This window comes from Variovorax paradoxus NBRC 15149 (assembly GCF_001591365.1).
GTDB classification, from domain to species: domain Bacteria; phylum Pseudomonadota; class Gammaproteobacteria; order Burkholderiales; family Burkholderiaceae_C; genus Variovorax; species Variovorax paradoxus.
Map to the genome: position 1 here is coordinate 129,005 of NZ_BCUT01000001.1, position 16,387 is coordinate 145,391.

Here is a 16,387-nt window from a genome sequence, read left to right on the forward strand (position 1 = left end):
CATCGCGCCATGAGAAAAAACCAATCCGACGTTCCTGCCGTTCCAGTCATCCAGGTGATCGAGCGCATGTTCGCGCTGATCGACGTGCTCGCCTCCCGCGAGGAGGCCATTTCGCTGAAGGAAATCAGCGAGAAGACGGGCCTGCACCCCTCCACCACCCACCGCATCCTCAACGACCTGGCGGTCGGCCGTTTCGTCGACCGGCCCGAGGCCGGCAGCTACCGGCTCGGCATGCGGCTGCTGGAACTCGGCAACCTCGTCAAGGGCCGGCTCAACGTGCGCGACGCAGCCCTCGGGCCGATGCGCGAGCTGCACAAGCTCACCCAGCAGCCCGTCAACCTCAGCATGCGCCAGGGCGACGAGATCGTCTACATCGAGCGCTCGTACAGCGAGCGTTCGGGCATGCAGGTGGTGCGCGCCATCGGCGGGCGGGCCGCCCTGCACCTGACCTCCACCGGCAAGCTGTTCCTGGCGGCCGACGATCCCCAGCGCGTGCGCAGCTACGCCACGCGAACCGGCCTGGCCGGCCACACGCGCAACAGCATCACGCAGCTGCCCGCACTCGAGCGCGAGCTGTCGAAGGCGCGCCAGTACGGCATTGCGCGCGACAACGAGGAGCTCGAGCTGGGCGTGCGCTGCATGGCCGCCGGCATCTACGACGACCAGGGCAAGCTGGTGGCGGGGTTGTCGATTTCCGCGCCAGCGGACCGGCTGGACGAAGGATGGCTGCCCAAGCTGCAGGCCACGGCCAACGAGATCTCGGGAGCGCTGGGCTACAAGGATGCCGCAGCGGCGGCGGCCGCGGGCCCTGCGGCAATCGGTACCAGCAGCGCTTCAGGCCCCGGCGGGGGCTGATCGGCCGGCCCCGCCGGCCGTTCTCGACATGCCGCCCCTGTTCAGGGCGGCGGGTTCGATCAGCCGGCGACCTGGTAGGCCGCAGTGCTGCGCGATGCAGCCGGCGAGCCCGTCGAGGCGTGCGTGGCCTCGACCCAGCGGCGAACACGTTCCGCATCGGCAATGCGGCTGAACTTGCCGGCCGAATCCAGGAACACCATGATCAGCTTGCGCCCCGCCACCTTGGCCTGCATCACGAGGCACTGGCCGGCTTCGGAGATGTAGCCCGTCTTCTGCACGCCGATTTCCCAATCCGGGCTCTTCACGAGACGGTTGGTGGTGTTGAACTGCAGCACGCGGTTGCCCACCTCGACCTGGTATTCAGGCGAGGTCGACAGCGAGCGCACCGTGGCGTCGGAATAGGCGGCATTGACGAGCAGCGCGAGATCCTGCGCGCTCGACTGGTTGCGGCTCGACAGGCCGGTGGGCTCCACGTAGCGCGTGTCCTTCATGCCGAGCATCTTCGCCTTGGCATTCATGATGCTCACGAAGGTTGCGAGGCCGCCGGGATAGGTGCGGCCCAGTGCATGCGCCGCACGGTTCTCGCTCGACATCAGGGCCAGGTGCAGGAGCTCGCCGCGCGACAGCGTGGTGCCGACCGTCAGGCGCGAACGGCTGCCTTTTTCGGTGTCGACGTCGTCCTGCGTGATGGTGATCAGTTCGTCGTTGGGCAGATGCGCTTCGCTGATCAGGAGGCCGGTCATCAGCTTGGTGAGCGATGCGATCGGGAGCACCGCATGGTCGTTCTTGCTGAACAGCACTTCGTGCGTGTCCTGGTCGATCACCAGCGCAACGCTCGACTTCAGGTCGAGCGCGTCGTCGGTTCCGTGCAGGCCGGCCAGTTGCCCGAAGGACTGGCGCGCCGGCGTTTCGACGCGAACCACCGAGCGTCGCTGCACGGCAACCACGGTCTTGCCGTTCTTCTGGCGAATGGAAGCCACCACGTTGCGGCCGCCACGGACGACCTTCTCGCTTCTGTCGGCGACCTTGGCGCCGCGCGGCGCCTTGCCGGAGCGTTTGACTTCAACCGGCACCGGTCCTGCGGACTTCTTGGCCACGGAGGTCTTGGCGGCGGTTGTTTTTTCCTTCTTGGCGGCCTGTGCACCGGACAGCAAAAACGCCGTGGCGCAGAGCGCGACGGCGACGAATTTGACTGCGGGCAAGAACCGCTGGCTGGAAACTCGGCGGGGGCGGGTTTCGGGCATTAATAAATCTCCAGCGGCGAAATTGAGAACCGCAGTGTATCCAAATCAAAAAAGGCACGCAATATCAGTTACTTGCGTCCTGTTCTTCAATCGAATAACAAGAATCGCGTGTCACCTAACCTTGTGCCGCCACTTTCTCAGCTTGGCTCTGTAACTTGTTGAGCGCACTCAAATAAGCCTTTGCCGACGCGACCACGATGTCTGGATCTGCCCCGACACCGTTGACCACCCGCCCCGCATTTTGTAACCGAACTGTAACTTCTCCTTGGCTTTCTGTCGAGCCACTGATCGCATTCACCGAGTAAAGCACCATTTCGGCGCCGCTCTTGACATGCGATTCAATGGCCTTGAGAGAAGCATCGACCGGGCCATTGCCATCGGATTCACCAGTGACTTCCTTACCCTGGACGGTGAAGACAACCTTGGCCTGGGGACGTTCGCCGGTTTCACTGTGCTGCGAGAGCGAGACAAAAGCAAACTGTTCGTCAACGTTCGAGTGCTCTTCAGCGCTGACGAGCGCGAGGATGTCCTCGTCGAAAATTTCGGACTTGCGGTCCGCCAGTTCCTTGAAGCGCAAGAAGGCGGCGTTAATGTCGGCTTCGCTGGCCATGGTCACGCCCAGTTCCTGCAGCCGCTGCTTGAATGCATTGCGCCCGCTGAGCTTGCCCAGCACGATCTTGTTGGCGGCCCAGCCCACGTCCTCGGCCCGCATGATCTCGTAGGTGTCGCGGGCCTTGAGCACGCCGTCCTGGTGAATGCCCGAGGCGTGCGCGAAGGCGTTGGCGCCCACCACGGCCTTGTTGGGCTGCACCACGAAGCCAGTGGTCTGGCTCACCATGCGGCTGGCAGCCACGATGTGCGTGGTGTCGATGTTGAGGTCCAGGCCGAAGTAGTCCCTGCGCGTCTTGACCGCCATCACCACCTCTTCGAGCGAGCAGTTGCCCGCACGCTCGCCCAGGCCGTTGATCGTGCACTCCACCTGGCGCGCGCCGCCGATCTTCACGCCCGCCAGCGAGTTGGCCACGGCCATGCCAAGGTCGTTGTGGCAATGCACCGACCAGATCGCCTTGTCGCTGTTGGGAACGCGCTCGCGCAGCATCTTGATGAAGTTGCCGTAGAGCTCGGGAATGGCGTAGCCCACGGTGTCGGGCACGTTGATGGTGGTGGCGCCCTCGTTGATCACGGTCTCCAGCACGCGGCAGAGAAAGTCGGGATCGCTGCGGTAGCCGTCCTCGGGGCTGAACTCCACGTCGGACACCAGGTTGCGCGCAAAGCGCACGGCAAGCTTCGCCTGCTCGTGCACTTCGTCGGGCGACATGCGCAGCTTCTTTTCCATGTGCAGCGGCGAAGTCGCGATGAAGGTGTGGATGCGCCCGCGCGCCGCGCCCTTGAGCGCCTCGGCGGCGCGCGAGATGTCGCGGTCGTTGGCGCGCGACAGGCCGCACACGGTCGATTCCTTGATGATGTCGGCGATCGCCTTGACGGCCTCGAAGTCGCCGTTCGAACTGGCTGGAAAGCCCGCTTCGATGACGTCGACCTTGAGCCGTTCGAGTTGCTTGGCGATGCGCATCTTCTCGTCGCGCGTCATCGAGGCGCCGGGCGACTGCTCGCCGTCGCGCAAGGTGGTGTCGAAAATAATGAGTTGGTCGGTCATCGTGGATCTCCTTGGTTCCTCTTGATCATTTCGCACCTTGCGCATACGGCGGGGGACGGCGTCAGGCGAGCTCAACCACCGATTGTGCGCTGTGCGCGCCGCGGGTCCGCGCGCGCTGCACGCCCGAGACAATGGCCTTCAGCGAAGCGGAGATCACGTTCGCGTCGATGCCCACGCCAAACAGCGTCTGCGCCTCGTCCACGCGCAGCTCGAGGTACGCCACCGACTTGGCATCGGCACCCGCGCCGATGGCGTGCTGGTGGTAGTCCATCACGCGCACGGTATGGCCCGTGGCCTTGCTCAGCGCCTGGGTGAAGGCGTCGATCGGCCCGTTGCCGCGGCCTTCGATGGCGCGGATCTCGCCGTCCCAGGGCAGGTCGCCGCGCAGCACCACCGAGGCGCTGGCGCCCTCGCCTTCTTCCTCGATCACGCGGTGCTGCAAAGAATGCGCGGCCTCGAGGCCGTATTCGCGCACGAACAGTTCCCAGAGGTCGGCGGCAGTGAGTTCCTTGCCGGCCACGTCCATCACGCGCTGCACGGTCTGCATGAATTCCATCTGCAGGCGGCGCGGCATCTCGAGGCCGTATTCGCTCTCGAGCAGGTAGGCCATGCCGCCCTTGCCCGACTGGCTGTTCACGCGGATCACGGCCTCGTAGCTGCGGCCCACGTCCTTCGGATCGATCGGCAGGTAGGGCATGTCCCAGATGTCGCCGTCCTTGCGCGCCGCGAAGGCCTTCTTGATCGCGTCCTGGTGCGAACCCGAGAACGAGGTGTAGACGAGATCGCCCACATACGGATGGCGCGGATGCACCGGGATCTGGTTGCAATGCTCGACCGTCGCGCGGATCTCGTCGATGTTCGAGAAATCGAGCTCGGGCGAAACGCCCTGGGTGTAGAGGTTGAGCGCGACGTTCACGAGGTCGAGATTGCCGGTGCGCTCGCCATTGCCGAACAGGCAGCCCTCGATGCGCTCAGCCCCCGCCATCAGAGCCAGTTCGCCGGCCGCCGTGCCGGTGCCGCGGTCGTTGTGCGGATGCACGCACAGCACGATCGAATCGCGGCGCGCGAGGTTGCGGTGCATCCACTCGATCATGTCGGCAAAGATGTTCGGCGTGGAATGCTCGACCGTGGTGGGCAGGTTGACGATGCACTTGCGCTCGGGCGTCGGCGCCCAGACTTCCGTCACCGCGTCGACCACGCGCTTGGAGAACACCACATCCGTGCCCGAGAACATTTCGGGCGAATACTGGAAGGTCCACCTCGTGTTCGGCTGCTTCGCGGCGAATTCGTTGAACATGCGCGCATGGCTGCTCGCAAGCTCGACGATCTGGTCTTCGTCCATGCCGAGCACCACGCGGCGCATCACGGGCGCCACCGCGTTGTAGAGATGAACGATGGCACGCGGCGCGCCCTGCAGCGATTCGAAGGTGCGCGCAATGAGGTGGTCGCGCGCCTGCGTGAGCACCTGGATCGTCACGTCGTCGGGAATGCGGTCTTCCTCGATGAGCTTGCGCACGAAGTCGAATTCGATCTGCGAGGCAGAGGGAAAGCCGACTTCGATTTCCTTGAAGCCGATGGCCACGAGCGTCTCAAACATGCGCATCTTGCGCGCGATGTCCATCGGCTCGACCAGCGCCTGGTTGCCATCGCGCAGGTCGGTCGACAGCCAGATCGGGGCCTTGGTCAGCACGGCATCGGGCCAGGTGCGGTCCTTGAGGCCGATCGGGGCGAATGCGCGGTATTTGGCTTGAGGTTGCTTCAGCATGTCGATTTCTCTGTGATGGTTGGAATCAACCAGCAACCCCAAAAACAAACGGCCCGTTGCTGGTGCGAACGGGCCGTGGTGAGGGATTTGCGCGTGCGCTACCGTCTCCGCCCGTGAGGGAGGGCTAGTAGGGCCAGCAGCGAAATCTTGGTCATGAGGGTTGTGAATGTAGCACAAGCCGGCTTCAGTTATGCAAGCCCCGCTCGTCGGGCTCTTCGGTCGAGGTGCTGATCACGCTCGCCTGCTGCCCCTTGGCCTTGCGCCACGCGTAGACCACATAGCCGCTCAGGCCATAGGCCACGAAGAGGCCGAAAAGCACCGTGGGCGGATGGATGTTGATGACCGCGATGCCGAGCGCGATGAGCACGATCACCACGAAGGGCACGCTCTTTTTCATCTGGACGTCCTTGAAGCTGTAGAACGGCGCATTGGTGACCATCGAAAGTCCGGCGTAGAGCGTGAACGCGAAGGTGATCCACGTGATCTGCGTCCACGAGAGATACAGCACCTCGCCGCCGCGCTTGCCCCACTCGGTCATGAGCCAGATGAAGCCGGCCACGAGCGCCGCCGCCGCCGGGGACGGCAGCCCCTGGAACCAGCGCTTGTCGACCACGCCGGTATTGACGTTGAAGCGCGCCAGCCGCAGCGCGGCGCAGGCGCAATACACGAAGGCCGCGATCCAGCCCCAGCGGCCCAGTCCCTTGAGCGACCATTCGTAGGCGATGAGCGCAGGAGCGGCGCCGAACGACACCATGTCGGACAGCGAATCCATCTGCTCGCCGAACGCGCTTTGCGTGTTGGTCATGCGCGCCACGCGGCCGTCCAGGCTGTCGAGAATCATTGCGGCGAACACGCCGATCGCCGCGAGGTCGAAACGCGCATTCATCGCCATCACGATCGAATAGAAGCCCCCGAACAGCGCAGCGAGCGTGAACAGGTTCGGCAGTATGTAGATGCCCTTGCGGCGCTTGCGCGGCGGCACTTCGTCGGGAACCGTGTCGTCATGCATTGAATTTGCCTCCGTCCCTCGTGGGCACTGCGCGAACAGCTATCCATCCGATAGCTTCCTGGTCTGTAAATCGCATGGGTTCGCAGTGTAGTTCAGGGGGGATGGTCCGCCCCCTCATGAAAAAAGGCCACCCCGGCGGGTGGCCCTCGGAAAACGGGTGCCGCGGCACCCGCTTCATTGGCGGATCAGTTGCGGGTCTGGTCGACCAGCTTGTTCTTCTTGATCCACGGCATCATCGCGCGCAGCTTCTCGCCGACGACTTCGATCTGGTGCTCGGAGTTCAGGCGGCGGCGGCTGATCAGCGTGGGAGCGCCGGCAGCGTTTTCCAGCACGAAGCTCTTGGCGTATTCGCCGGTCTGGATGTCCTTGAGCACTTGCTTCATGACCTTCTTGGTCTCTTCGGTCACGATGCGCGGGCCCGTGACGTACTCGCCGTATTCGGCGTTGTTCGAGATCGAGTAGTTCATGTTGGCGATGCCGCCTTCATAGATCAGGTCGACGATCAGCTTGAGCTCGTGCAGGCATTCGAAGTACGCCATTTCGGGCGCGTAGCCGGCTTCCACCAGCGTCTCGAAACCGGCCTTGATCAGCTCGACCGTGCCGCCGCACAGAACCGCCTGTTCGCCGAACAGGTCGGTCTCGGTTTCTTCGCGGAAGTTGGTCTCGATGATGCCGGCCTTGCCGCCGCCGTTGGCGGTGGCGTAGCTCAGCGCGAGGTCGCGCGCCTTGCCGCTCTTGTCCTGGTGCACGGCCACGAGGTGGGGCACGCCGCCGCCTTGCGTGTAGGTGCTGCGCACGGTGTGGCCGGGGGCCTTGGGAGCGACCATCCACACGTCGAGGTCGGCGCGCGGCTGCACGAAGCCGTAGTGCACGTTGAAGCCGTGCGCGAAGACCAGCGAAGCGCCTTCCTTGATGTTCGGTGCCACGTCGTTCTTGTAGACGTTGGCGATCTGCTCGTCGGGCAGCAGGATCATGACCACGTCGGCGGCCTTCACGGCGTCGGCCACTTCGGCGACCTTGAGGCCGGCCTTCTCGACCTTGGGCCAGGAGGCGCCGCCCTTGCGCAGGCCGACCACGACCTTGACGCCGCTGTCGTTCAGGTTCTGCGCATGCGCATGGCCTTGCGAGCCGTAACCGATGATTGCGACCGTCTTGCCCTTGATGAGGCTGAGGTCGGCGTCCTTGTCGTAGTAAACCTTCATGATGCGTCTTTCCTATTTAATCTCTGGCACCCCTGTGCGGGGGTGCGTTCACTCACAGTTGGCCGGAGGGATTCCGGTCCTTCATTTGCTGGTTGATGGACACGAGGTTGTCGTGAATGCGGAACAGCAGGATCAGCAATTCGCTGTAGACGCGAACCATGATCGCGCCAAAAATCAGGATCGCGAAGCCGGTAAGAATGCCTCTGAAGCCGCCGCTGAAGAGCGCGCCCACGCCGGAAATCAATACCACCAGCAATCCCAGGAAATACAGTATCCGGATGACGATCGGGGTGACCATCTTCTCGAAGCCCAGCAAGTCTTGCATTACCTTCTCCTCGTGCCTTGGTTTAGAACAGTGGAACTGAGGGGATCTTCACCCCCTACACGCGCAGGATGCGCTCGCCGCGCCCGATGCCGCTGGCACCGGTGCGGACAGTCTCGAGGATAGCGCTACGGTCGATCGCTTCCAGGAAAGCGTCGTTCTTGCCGTGGTCGCCGGTGAGTTCGATGGTGTAGCTCTTGTCCGTGACGTCGATGATGCGGCCGCGGAAGATCTCGGCCATGCGCATCATTTCCTCGCGCTCCTTGCCGACTGCGCGCACCTTCACCATCATGAGCTCGCGCTCCGTGTACGCGCCTTCGGTCAGGTCGACGACCTTCACCACTTCGATCAGCCGGTTGAGATGCTTGGTGATCTGTTCGATCACGTCGTCCGAGCCGGCGGTGACGATGGTCATGCGCGAGAGGCTCGCGTCCTCGGTCGGCGCGACGGTCAGCGATTCGATGTTGTAGCCGCGGGCCGAGAACAGGCCCACCACGCGGGAAAGAGCACCTGGCTCGTTTTCCAGCAGCACTGCAATGATGTGTTTCATGTTTGCGTGACTCCTCTTTTCGCCTGCGCGGAAGCTTTCGCTTTCGCCGCCCTCCCCCGCGCACGGTAATGCGCAGGCTCGGCGGGCAATAGATTCGTCAGTAAAGAGTTAAAAGCAAATGCGCCGCAGACCGGTCAGAGGTCTTCGGAGCCCAGCAGCATCTCGGTGATGCCCATGCCGGCCTTGACCATCGGGAACACGTTCTCGGTGGGGTCGGTGCGGAAGTCCATGAACACCGTGCGGTCCTTGAGCTTGCGTGCTTCGCGCAGCGCCGGCTCCACGTCCTGTGGACGCTCGATCAGCATGCCGACGTGCCCGTAGGCCTCGGCCAGCTTCACGAAATTGGGCAGCGCATCCATGTAGCTGTGGCTGTAGCGGCCGGAGTATTCGATCTCCTGCCACTGGCGCACCATGCCCAGGTAGCGGTTGTTGAGCGAGCAGATCTTGATCGGCGTGTTGTACTGCAGGCAGGTCGAGAGTTCCTGGATGCACATCTGCACCGAGCCTTCGCCGGTGATGGTGAACACTTCCGAATCGGGCTTGGCGAGCTTGATGCCCATGGCGTACGGAATGCCCACGCCCATGGTGCCGAGGCCACCCGAATTGATCCAGCGGCGCGGCTCGTCGAAGCGGTAGTACTGCGCCGCCCACATCTGGTGCTGGCCCACGTCCGAGGTGATGTACGCGTCGGCGTCCTTGGTCATGTTCCAGAGCGTTTCGACCACGTACTGCGGCTTGATCACGTCCTTGTTGCCGCGGTCGTACTTGAGGCAGTCGCGCGAGCGCCAGGCCTCGATGGTCTTCCACCAGTCGGCCAGCGCGCCGGCGTCGGGCTTGGTGGTGCTCTCGCGGATCATCGAGATCAGCTCGGTGAGCACGTCTTTCACGTCGCCGACGATCGGGATATCGACCTTCACGCGCTTGGAGATGCTCGACGGATCGATGTCGACGTGGATGATCTTGCGTTCGTTCGTCGCGAAGTGCTTGGGGTTGCCGATCACGCGGTCATCGAAGCGCGCGCCCACGGCCAGCAGCACGTCGCAGTTCTGCATGGCGTTGTTGGCTTCGATGGTGCCGTGCATGCCCAGCATGCCCAGGAACTTGCGGTCGCTCGCCGGATAGGCGCCCAGGCCCATCAGCGTATTGGTGACCGGGTAGCCGAGCATGTCGACCAGCGTGCGCAGTTCGTTGCAGGCGTTGCCCAGCAGCACGCCGCCGCCCGTGTAGATGTAGGGGCGCTTGGCGTTCAGCAGCAGCTGCAGCGCCTTGCGGATCTGACCGCCGTGGCCCTTGCGCACCGGGTTGTACGAGCGCATCTCGACCTTGTCGGGATAGCCGGCATACGGGGTCTTCTTGAAGGAAACGTCCTTGGGCACGTCCACCACCACCGGCCCGGGCCGGCCGCTGCGTGCGATGTGGAAGGCCTTTTTCATCGTCATGGCCAGATCCTTCGGATCCTTGACGAGGAAGTTGTGCTTCACGATGGGGCGGGTGATGCCCACGGTGTCGCATTCCTGGAAGGCGTCCAGGCCGATGGCGGCGGTGGGTACCTGGCCCGAGATGATCACCATCGGGATCGAGTCCATGTACGCCGTGGCGATGCCGGTGACGGCATTCGTGAGGCCGGGGCCCGAGGTGACCAGCGCCACGCCGACCTCGCCGGTGGCGCGCGCATACCCATCGGCCGCGTGGACGGCTGCCTGCTCGTGGCGCACCAGCACGTGCTGGATGGTGTCCTGCTTGTAGAACGCGTCGTAGATGTACAGAACCGCGCCGCCGGGATAGCCCCAGATGTACTGGACGCCTTCGGCCTGCAGTGCCTTGACCAGCACTTCAGCGCCCATGAGTTCTTGCGTTGGGTTGCCGGCGCCAGAGGACGCGGCTGCTGCGGAAGCGAGTTCCGCCTTCGAGATTTCCATGATCAACCTTTGGAGTTTTTTCGGGAACGAAAAACCTTGGGTGCCCCTTGCCAGCCCTTGTGGGGCCGCGCCAGGACTTGAGGCCAAAGCCATGAGCGGACTGATGTTCCGCCGGACCTTGACCCGTTTGCCTTTTGACTTGCAGCGCGGATTATGACATTGATGAGCCAGCCGCCGCGCAAAAAACCCGGTGAAAAGGCACCGGGGCATAATCCGCGGCAGAAAAACATAAGCGCTTCCCGACATCCATTCCCCACGCGGCGCCCCCCGGCGCCCCCTCTCGCTTGGCCACTGAACAAGAACTTTCCGACTTTCTGAAGAGCGTCGAACGGCGCGCTTTCAAGCGCTCGGTCTACCACGTGCGGGACGAGGAAGCCGCGCTCGACATCGTGCAGGACAGCATGATGAAGCTGGCGCAGCACTACGGCGACAAGCCGCCGGAAGAGCTGCCGATGCTGTTCCAGCGCATTCTTTCGAATTGCACCCTCGACTGGTTCCGCCGTCAGAAGACCCGCCGCGCCCTGTTCTCCAACCTCGGCGACTTCGAATCTGCCGGAGACGACGGAGATTTCGATCTGCTGGAGAACTTCGTCTCGCCAACCGACTCCAGAGAAACGGAGAGTGCCGAGGACACGACCCGCCGCGCCCAGATCTTCCACGAGATCGAAGAACAGATCGCGGCTTTGCCAGGTCGTCAACGCGAGGCTTTCCTGATGCGTTACTGGGAAGAAATGGATGTGGCGGAGACGGCCGCTGCAATGGGCTGCTCCGAAGGCAGCGTCAAAACCCATTGTTCGCGGGCCGTGCACGCCCTGAGCAAGGCGCTCAAAGCCAAGGGAATTTCGCTATGAACACTAAGGTTCCAACCTCTTCTTTTGCTGCCGAGGATCAATTCGGCCGGCGCATCGCTGCGCGGCTGTCCGAGGGCAACCAGGAGCTGCCGCACGACATCGGCGAGCGGCTGCGGGTCGCGCGCGCGCAAGCCGTCGCCATGCGCAAGCAGGCACCCCAGCTGCGGGCAGCCTCGACGGTCATGCAGTCCGGCCATGTGGCAACGATGGGCGGCGGCTGGTGGACCCGCATCGGCTCGGTGGTGCCCCTGCTTGCACTGGCTGCAGGGCTGATCACCATCAGCGTGATGCAGGACGAGGACCGGGCGAGCGAATTGGCCGAAGTCGATTCCGCCCTGCTGACGGACGATCTTCCCCCTGCCGCCTACACCGACCCTGGTTTTGCCCAGTTTCTCAAGGTCAAGGCGGATGGCGCTTCCGACTGAGTCATTTCTCTGTTGAACGAATGCGACGCCCTCCCGTTTCCCGCACCGATACGCCTCGCCCGCTGCGCCCGCCAACGTCGGGCGCTGTCATTTGGGCGGGTGTCCTTGCCGCTGCGTTGTTCGGCCTGACGCTCGCCAGCGCCCAGACGCATTCGGAGCAGCCGCTCAAATCCGCCGGCAGCGGCGCACAGGCGGCGGGTTCGCCGCCATCCGCCTCGAAAACCGCCCCGGCCACCCGGCCGTACTGGAGCGAACTCAGCGCGAAGCAGCAGCAGGCGCTGCGGCCGCTCGCGCCGCACTGGCACGCCCTGAACCCGGGGCACAAGCGCAAATGGCTGGCACTGTCACGCAACTACGCGAACATGTCGGCCGATGACCAAGCCACCCTGCACAGCCGAATGATCGAATGGGCCGCCCTGAGCAATCAGCAGCGGGCCCAGGCGCGCCTCAACTTTGCCGAGGTGAAACGCGTCCCTGCCGACGAACGCAAGGCCAAGTGGGAGGAGTACCAGGCCCTGAGCGAGGAAGAAAAGCGCCGGCTGGCGGAGCGCGCGCCCGCCAAGCCACGCGGCGCTGCCATTCCGGTGCGCCCGGTTCCTGCGCAGAAGCTGGTGACGGTGCCGGCCGTGACGCCGGCGGGGCAGCACACCCCCCGCATCATGCTGGCCCCGCCTGCCGCTTCCGTGCCAGCCACGGTGCCCGCCGCCATCATGGTGGCGTCCCCGCCGGAACGCATCCCGTCCGCCGTCTCCGCGCCCTCCCCGTCCGCCACCATGTCGCAGCCGACTCCGGCCGAGGCCCAGGTACCCATGCCATCATCGGCGGCCGCCCAGGTTTCGCCGCCATCGTCGCCATCACCGTCCGCCTCCAACCCTGCAGGCCGTGGCGCCGAGCAGCCCTTGCCTCCCTGATTCCCAAGGTTTCGATGGCTTCAAATTCTTCCGAGTTCTCGGAATCGAATCCCTCTTCATCGCTCGCAGATACCCCCTCCAGCGCTCCTCTTCTGATAGTGCCCGGCCTGTGGCGGCGAATGGCATGCTGGCTGTATGAAGGCATGCTGCTGTTCGCCGTGGTGTTCGTCGCGGGCTGGCTGTTCAGCACGCTCGGCCAGATGCGCGACGCCATGGATTCCCGCCGGCACCTGCTCCAGGCCTTCCTGTTCGTGGTGTTCGGCGTCTATTTCGTCTGGTTCTGGACCCGGGGCCAGACGCTGGCCATGAAGACCTGGAACATCCGCATCGTCGATGCGCACGGACGCCCCCTCACCCAGGCCCGCGCGCTCCTGCGCTACCTGCTCAGCTGGATCTGGTTCCTGCCGCCGCTGGCCGCCATCGCGCCTTTCAAGCTTTCGGGCGGAGAATCCACGGTGTTGATCTTCGGATGGGTCGCCGTCTGGGCATTGCTGGCGCGCTTTCACCCCGAGCGCCAGTTCTGGCACGACGCCTGGGCCGGTACGCGGCTCATAACCTCCAAGCCGATGAGCCGCCGATGAGTGCCCTGCCCAAGCTTCCCGACCCCGCCGTGAACCCGCAAAAGGCCCGCAAGGGCCTCGAGCGCGTGTGGCATGCCACCCTGATCTCGCTGCACGGCCTTCGCGCGGGCTGGAGCGAGCCGGCGTTCCGCCAGGAAGCCATCATGGCCGTCGTGATGATCCCGGCGGCCTTCTGGCTCGGCCGCAGCTGGGTCGAAGTGGCCCTGCTCGCCGGCAGCGCCATCCTCGTAATGATCGTCGAGCTGCTCAACACCGCGGTCGAAGCCGCCATCGACCGCATCGGCCCCGAATGGCACGACCTCTCCAAGCGCGCCAAGGACATGGGCAGCGCCGCCGTGCTGCTGTCGCTCACCCTGTGCGGCGGCATCTGGCTGGCGGCGCTGTGGCATCGCTTCGCGTCATGAAGATGCCCGCCGCACGAGGCATGATGGCGGCATGAATCCTGAATTTTCGATCTGTGTGTATTGCGGCTCGCGACCCGGCGAGCGAGTCGAGTTTTCCAAGGCCGCGGAAGCGGTCGGCCAGTGGATCGGCGCGCACCGCGGCCAGCTGGTCTACGGCGGCGGACGCACCGGCCTGATGGGCACGGTGGCCGAGGCCACCCGCAACGCCGGCGGCCGCGTGGTCGGCATCATTCCCAAGGCGCTGGTCGACCGGGAACTGGCCAATCCCCTGTGCGACGAGCTCCACGTGGTCGACACCATGCACGAGCGCAAGGCCATGATGGGCGAGCGCGCCGACGCCTTCGTCGCGCTGCCGGGCGGCATTGGCACCTTCGAGGAACTGTTCGAGATCTGGACCTGGCGCCAGCTCGGCTACCACGACAAGCCCACGGGCATCCTCAATACCGCCGGCTACTACGACGGCCTGCTGGGCTTCCTGGCGCACAGCGTGCGCGAGGGCTTCATGGGCGATTGGCAGATGGAACTGATCCGCACCGGCACCAACCCCACCGAACTGCTCAGCGCGCTGCGCGCCGAGGTGCCCCTGCACCCCCGCGACGACCGGCTGGCCGAAAACCTGTAGCGCGCTTCCCGGAGCGGGCCTTTTTCAGACGGCGTTCTCGTTTTCCTCGCCGGTGCGGATGCGCACGATGCGCTCCACGCCGGTGACGAAGATCTTTCCGTCGCCGATCTTGCCGGTGCGCGCGGAATTGACGATGGCTTCGATGCAGCGCTCCACGTCGCCTTCGTTGACGACCACTTCCACCTTCATCTTCGGCAGGAAGTCGACCACGTATTCCGCACCACGATAGAGCTCGGTGTGCCCCTTCTGGCGCCCGAAGCCCTTGACCTCGGTCACTGTGAGGCCGGTAACGCCCACCTCAGCCAGGGCTTCGCGTACGTCCTCGAGCTTGAAGGGTTTGACGATGGCGGTGATCTGCTTCATGGTTTTTGCGCTCCGGCGGTTTCGTTGAACTTGCTGGTGATAGGGTAACGCCAATCCTTGCCGAAACTCCGGTGGGTCACCCGAATGCCCACAGGCGCCTGGCGCCGCTTGTATTCATTGATCTTGATGAGCCGCGCAACCCGCTCGACCACCGCGCGCTCGTAGCCGGCGGCGATGATCTCGTCGATGCCCTCGTCGTCCTGCATGTAGCGTGCCAGGATGCCGTCGAGGATGTCGTAGGGCGGCAGGCTGTCCTGGTCGGTCTGGTCGGGCCGCAGCTCGGCGCTCGGTGGCCGCGTGATGATCCGGTCGGGAATCGGCGAGGCGCCGGTGCCGTACGGGTCGTGCGCATTGCGCCAGCGGGCCAGCGCGAACACGGTGGTCTTCAGCAGGTCCTTGATGACCGCGAAGCCGCCTGCCATGTCGCCATAGAGCGTGCAGTAGCCGGTGGCCATCTCGCTCTTGTTGCCCGTGGTGAGAACGATCGAGCCGAACTTGTTCGACAGCGCCATCAGCAGCGTGCCGCGGATGCGGGCCTGGATGTTCTCCTCGGCCGTGTCCTCGGGCAGGCCCTTGAACTCATCCGCGAGCGCGCCCTTGAACGACTCGAAGGTGTGCTTGATCGAGATCTCGTCGTAGCGCACGCCCAGGCGGGTGGCCATGTCGCGCGCGTCGATCCAGCTGATGTCGGCGGTGTAGGGCGACGGCATCATGACGGCGCGCACCTTGTCCTTGCCGAGTGCGTCGACCGCGATGGCAAGCACCAATGCGGAGTCGATGCCGCCCGAGAGCCCCAGGATGGCGCCAGGAAAGCCGTTCTTGCCGATGTAGTCGCGCACGCCCAGTACCAGTGCATCCCACAGCTGGGCTTCCGCTTCGCGCGGCGCAGCGATGGCCGAAGGCGCCGCCACCACACCCATGCCCTGGGGCGAGCGCTCCAGTTGCATGAAGACCAGGCTCTCCTTGAAACTCTCGGCCTGCATGGCCAGCGCGCCGTCGGCCTGCAGCGCAAAGGAGGCGCCATCGAAGACCACTTCGTCCTGCCCGCCCACCAGGTGCGCATAGACCAGCGGCAGCCCGACGGCGCGCGCCCGGTCGGCCATCCGCGCCACGCGCTCGCCTTCCTTGCCGACGTGGTACGGCGACGCGTTGATGACGGCCAGCACTTCGGCACCCGCCGCGCGGGCCAGTTCGGCCGGTTCGTCGAACCAGGCGTCCTCGCAGATCAGCACGCCCACCGAGACGCCGCCGGCCTCGAACACGCAGGTGCCCTGCCCCGGCGTGAAATAGCGGCGCTCGTCGAACACCTGGTAGTTCGGCAGCTCGCGCTTGGCGTAGGTTTCGAGGATGCGGCCTTCCTTGATCACGCTGGCGGCGTTGTAGCGCATCTGCACCGCCACCGAGCGGCTGCGCAGGCTGCCGCCGGTCGGATGCCCCACCACCACGACCATGTCTTTGAGATCGGCCAGTGCGGCGGCAATGCCTTTCACGGCATCATCGCAGGCTTCGGTGAAGGCGGGACGCAGGAAAAGATCCTCTGCCGCATAGCCGGCGATCGAGAGTTCGGGCGTCAGCAGAAGGCGTGCACCTTGGGCGTGGGCCTGGCGCGCGGCATCGACGATTTTCCTGGCGTTGCCGGCGAGGTCGCCCACCACAAAATTGAGTTGCGCGATGGCGAGCTTGAGCGTCATACGGAAGGAAGAAAAAGGC

Annotated in this window: 17 protein-coding genes; 7 read left to right on the forward strand and 10 right to left on the reverse strand. The window is 64.6% G+C overall.

What is annotated here, in order from left to right:
• Positions 1–9: 9 nt before the first annotated feature.
• Positions 10–855, forward strand: a complete 846-nt coding sequence (locus VPA02S_RS00635; RefSeq protein WP_018906093.1) for an IclR family transcriptional regulator — start codon at positions 10–12, stop codon at positions 853–855.
• Between the two features lie 59 nt (positions 856–914).
• Here VPA02S_RS00635 and VPA02S_RS00640 read toward each other — a convergent pair whose 3' ends face one another.
• The 8 genes from VPA02S_RS00640 to VPA02S_RS00675 all read right to left on the reverse strand — a co-directional run bounded on the left by VPA02S_RS00640 (position 915) and on the right by VPA02S_RS00675 (position 10,520).
• Positions 915–2,099: a serine hydrolase gene (locus VPA02S_RS00640; protein ID WP_018906094.1), complete on the reverse strand. Its 1,185-nt coding sequence runs from the start codon at positions 2,097–2,099 to the stop codon at positions 915–917.
• Positions 2,100–2,214: 115 nt separating this feature from the next.
• Entirely contained in the window at positions 2,215–3,753 is a 1,539-nt protein-coding gene (locus VPA02S_RS00645; RefSeq protein ID WP_012747484.1) for a 2-isopropylmalate synthase, read from the reverse strand.
• 61 nt (positions 3,754–3,814) lie between these two features.
• Positions 3,815–5,518: a 2-isopropylmalate synthase gene (leuA, locus tag VPA02S_RS00650; RefSeq protein WP_018906095.1), complete on the reverse strand. Its 1,704-nt coding sequence runs from the start codon at positions 5,516–5,518 to the stop codon at positions 3,815–3,817.
• 184 nt (positions 5,519–5,702) lie between these two features.
• Positions 5,703–6,527 (reverse strand): CDP-diacylglycerol--serine O-phosphatidyltransferase, encoded by an 825-nt coding sequence (gene pssA / locus VPA02S_RS00655; RefSeq protein ID WP_012747482.1) that lies wholly within the window; start codon positions 6,525–6,527, stop codon positions 5,703–5,705.
• Between the two features lie 185 nt (positions 6,528–6,712).
• Positions 6,713–7,729, reverse strand: coding sequence for a ketol-acid reductoisomerase (gene ilvC, locus VPA02S_RS00660; RefSeq protein WP_018906096.1), 1,017 nt, complete (start codon positions 7,727–7,729; stop codon positions 6,713–6,715).
• A gap of 52 nt (positions 7,730–7,781) precedes the next feature.
• Positions 7,782–8,054, reverse strand: a complete 273-nt coding sequence (locus VPA02S_RS00665; RefSeq protein WP_012747480.1) for a DUF4282 domain-containing protein — start codon at positions 8,052–8,054, stop codon at positions 7,782–7,784.
• Positions 8,055–8,109: 55 nt separating this feature from the next.
• Complete coding sequence (gene ilvN, locus VPA02S_RS00670; RefSeq protein ID WP_012747479.1) at positions 8,110–8,601, reverse strand: acetolactate synthase small subunit; 492 nt, start codon at positions 8,599–8,601, stop codon at positions 8,110–8,112.
• A 134-nt stretch (positions 8,602–8,735) separates the two neighbouring features.
• Entirely contained in the window at positions 8,736–10,520 is a 1,785-nt protein-coding gene (locus VPA02S_RS00675; protein WP_012747478.1) for an acetolactate synthase 3 catalytic subunit, read from the reverse strand.
• Positions 10,521–10,804: 284 nt separating this feature from the next.
• Here VPA02S_RS00675 and VPA02S_RS00680 point away from each other — a divergent pair, with 284 nt between their 5' ends.
• The 6 genes from VPA02S_RS00680 to VPA02S_RS00705 all read left to right on the forward strand — a co-directional run bounded on the left by VPA02S_RS00680 (position 10,805) and on the right by VPA02S_RS00705 (position 14,314).
• Positions 10,805–11,371 (forward strand): RNA polymerase sigma factor, encoded by a 567-nt coding sequence (locus tag VPA02S_RS00680; RefSeq protein WP_012747477.1) that lies wholly within the window; start codon positions 10,805–10,807, stop codon positions 11,369–11,371.
• Positions 11,368–11,796, forward strand: coding sequence for a DUF3619 family protein (locus VPA02S_RS00685; protein WP_012747476.1), 429 nt, complete (start codon positions 11,368–11,370; stop codon positions 11,794–11,796). Before VPA02S_RS00680 ends, VPA02S_RS00685 begins: the two co-directional genes overlap by 4 nt.
• A 116-nt stretch (positions 11,797–11,912) precedes the next feature.
• Positions 11,913–12,707, forward strand: a complete 795-nt coding sequence (locus VPA02S_RS00690; RefSeq protein WP_230537904.1) for a DUF3106 domain-containing protein — start codon at positions 11,913–11,915, stop codon at positions 12,705–12,707.
• Positions 12,708–12,721: 14 nt separating this feature from the next.
• Positions 12,722–13,288: an RDD family protein gene (locus VPA02S_RS00695; protein ID WP_026284176.1), complete on the forward strand. Its 567-nt coding sequence runs from the start codon at positions 12,722–12,724 to the stop codon at positions 13,286–13,288.
• Positions 13,285–13,692 carry a diacylglycerol kinase gene (locus VPA02S_RS00700; RefSeq protein ID WP_012747473.1) on the forward strand — a complete coding sequence of 136 codons (408 nt, stop codon included), beginning with the start codon at positions 13,285–13,287 and terminating at the stop codon, positions 13,690–13,692. Before VPA02S_RS00695 ends, VPA02S_RS00700 begins: the two co-directional genes overlap by 4 nt.
• A 31-nt stretch (positions 13,693–13,723) precedes the next feature.
• Positions 13,724–14,314, forward strand: a complete 591-nt coding sequence (locus VPA02S_RS00705) for an LOG family protein (RefSeq protein WP_018906099.1) — start codon at positions 13,724–13,726, stop codon at positions 14,312–14,314.
• 24 nt (positions 14,315–14,338) lie between these two features.
• Here the strand turns inward: VPA02S_RS00705 and VPA02S_RS00710 are convergent, their stop codons facing one another.
• The gene (locus VPA02S_RS00710; RefSeq protein WP_012747471.1) at positions 14,339–14,677 is read right to left on the reverse strand and encodes a P-II family nitrogen regulator; all 339 of its coding nucleotides are present in this window, start codon (positions 14,675–14,677) and stop codon (positions 14,339–14,341) included.
• Positions 14,674–16,368 carry an NAD+ synthase gene (locus tag VPA02S_RS00715; RefSeq protein ID WP_018906100.1) on the reverse strand — a complete coding sequence of 565 codons (1,695 nt, stop codon included), beginning with the start codon at positions 16,366–16,368 and terminating at the stop codon, positions 14,674–14,676. Before VPA02S_RS00715 ends, VPA02S_RS00710 begins: the two co-directional genes overlap by 4 nt.
• Positions 16,369–16,387: the final 19 nt, after the last annotated feature.

Bases quoted from the DNA above. Each gene is read 5' to 3' on its own strand.
- VPA02S_RS00635 (WP_018906093.1), top strand. From the start codon at position 10: ATGAGAAAAAACCAATCCGACGTTCCTGCCGTTCCAGTCATCCAGGTG.
- VPA02S_RS00640 (WP_018906094.1), bottom strand. From the start codon at position 2,099: ATGCCCGAAACCCGCCCCCGCCGAGTTTCCAGCCAGCGGTTCTTGCCC.
- VPA02S_RS00645 (WP_012747484.1), bottom strand. From the start codon at position 3,753: ATGACCGACCAACTCATTATTTTCGACACCACCTTGCGCGACGGCGAG.
- leuA (WP_018906095.1), bottom strand. From the start codon at position 5,518: ATGCTGAAGCAACCTCAAGCCAAATACCGCGCATTCGCCCCGATCGGC.
- pssA (WP_012747482.1), bottom strand. From the start codon at position 6,527: ATGCATGACGACACGGTTCCCGACGAAGTGCCGCCGCGCAAGCGCCGC.
- ilvC (WP_018906096.1), bottom strand. From the start codon at position 7,729: ATGAAGGTTTACTACGACAAGGACGCCGACCTCAGCCTCATCAAGGGC.
- VPA02S_RS00665 (WP_012747480.1), bottom strand. From the start codon at position 8,054: ATGCAAGACTTGCTGGGCTTCGAGAAGATGGTCACCCCGATCGTCATC.
- ilvN (WP_012747479.1), bottom strand. From the start codon at position 8,601: ATGAAACACATCATTGCAGTGCTGCTGGAAAACGAGCCAGGTGCTCTT.
- VPA02S_RS00675 (WP_012747478.1), bottom strand. From the start codon at position 10,520: ATGGAAATCTCGAAGGCGGAACTCGCTTCCGCAGCAGCCGCGTCCTCT.
- VPA02S_RS00685 (WP_012747476.1), top strand. From the start codon at position 11,368: ATGAACACTAAGGTTCCAACCTCTTCTTTTGCTGCCGAGGATCAATTC.
- VPA02S_RS00695 (WP_026284176.1), top strand. From the start codon at position 12,722: ATGGCTTCAAATTCTTCCGAGTTCTCGGAATCGAATCCCTCTTCATCG.
- VPA02S_RS00700 (WP_012747473.1), top strand. From the start codon at position 13,285: ATGAGTGCCCTGCCCAAGCTTCCCGACCCCGCCGTGAACCCGCAAAAG.
- VPA02S_RS00705 (WP_018906099.1), top strand. From the start codon at position 13,724: ATGAATCCTGAATTTTCGATCTGTGTGTATTGCGGCTCGCGACCCGGC.
- VPA02S_RS00710 (WP_012747471.1), bottom strand. From the start codon at position 14,677: ATGAAGCAGATCACCGCCATCGTCAAACCCTTCAAGCTCGAGGACGTA.
- VPA02S_RS00715 (WP_018906100.1), bottom strand. From the start codon at position 16,368: ATGACGCTCAAGCTCGCCATCGCGCAACTCAATTTTGTGGTGGGCGAC.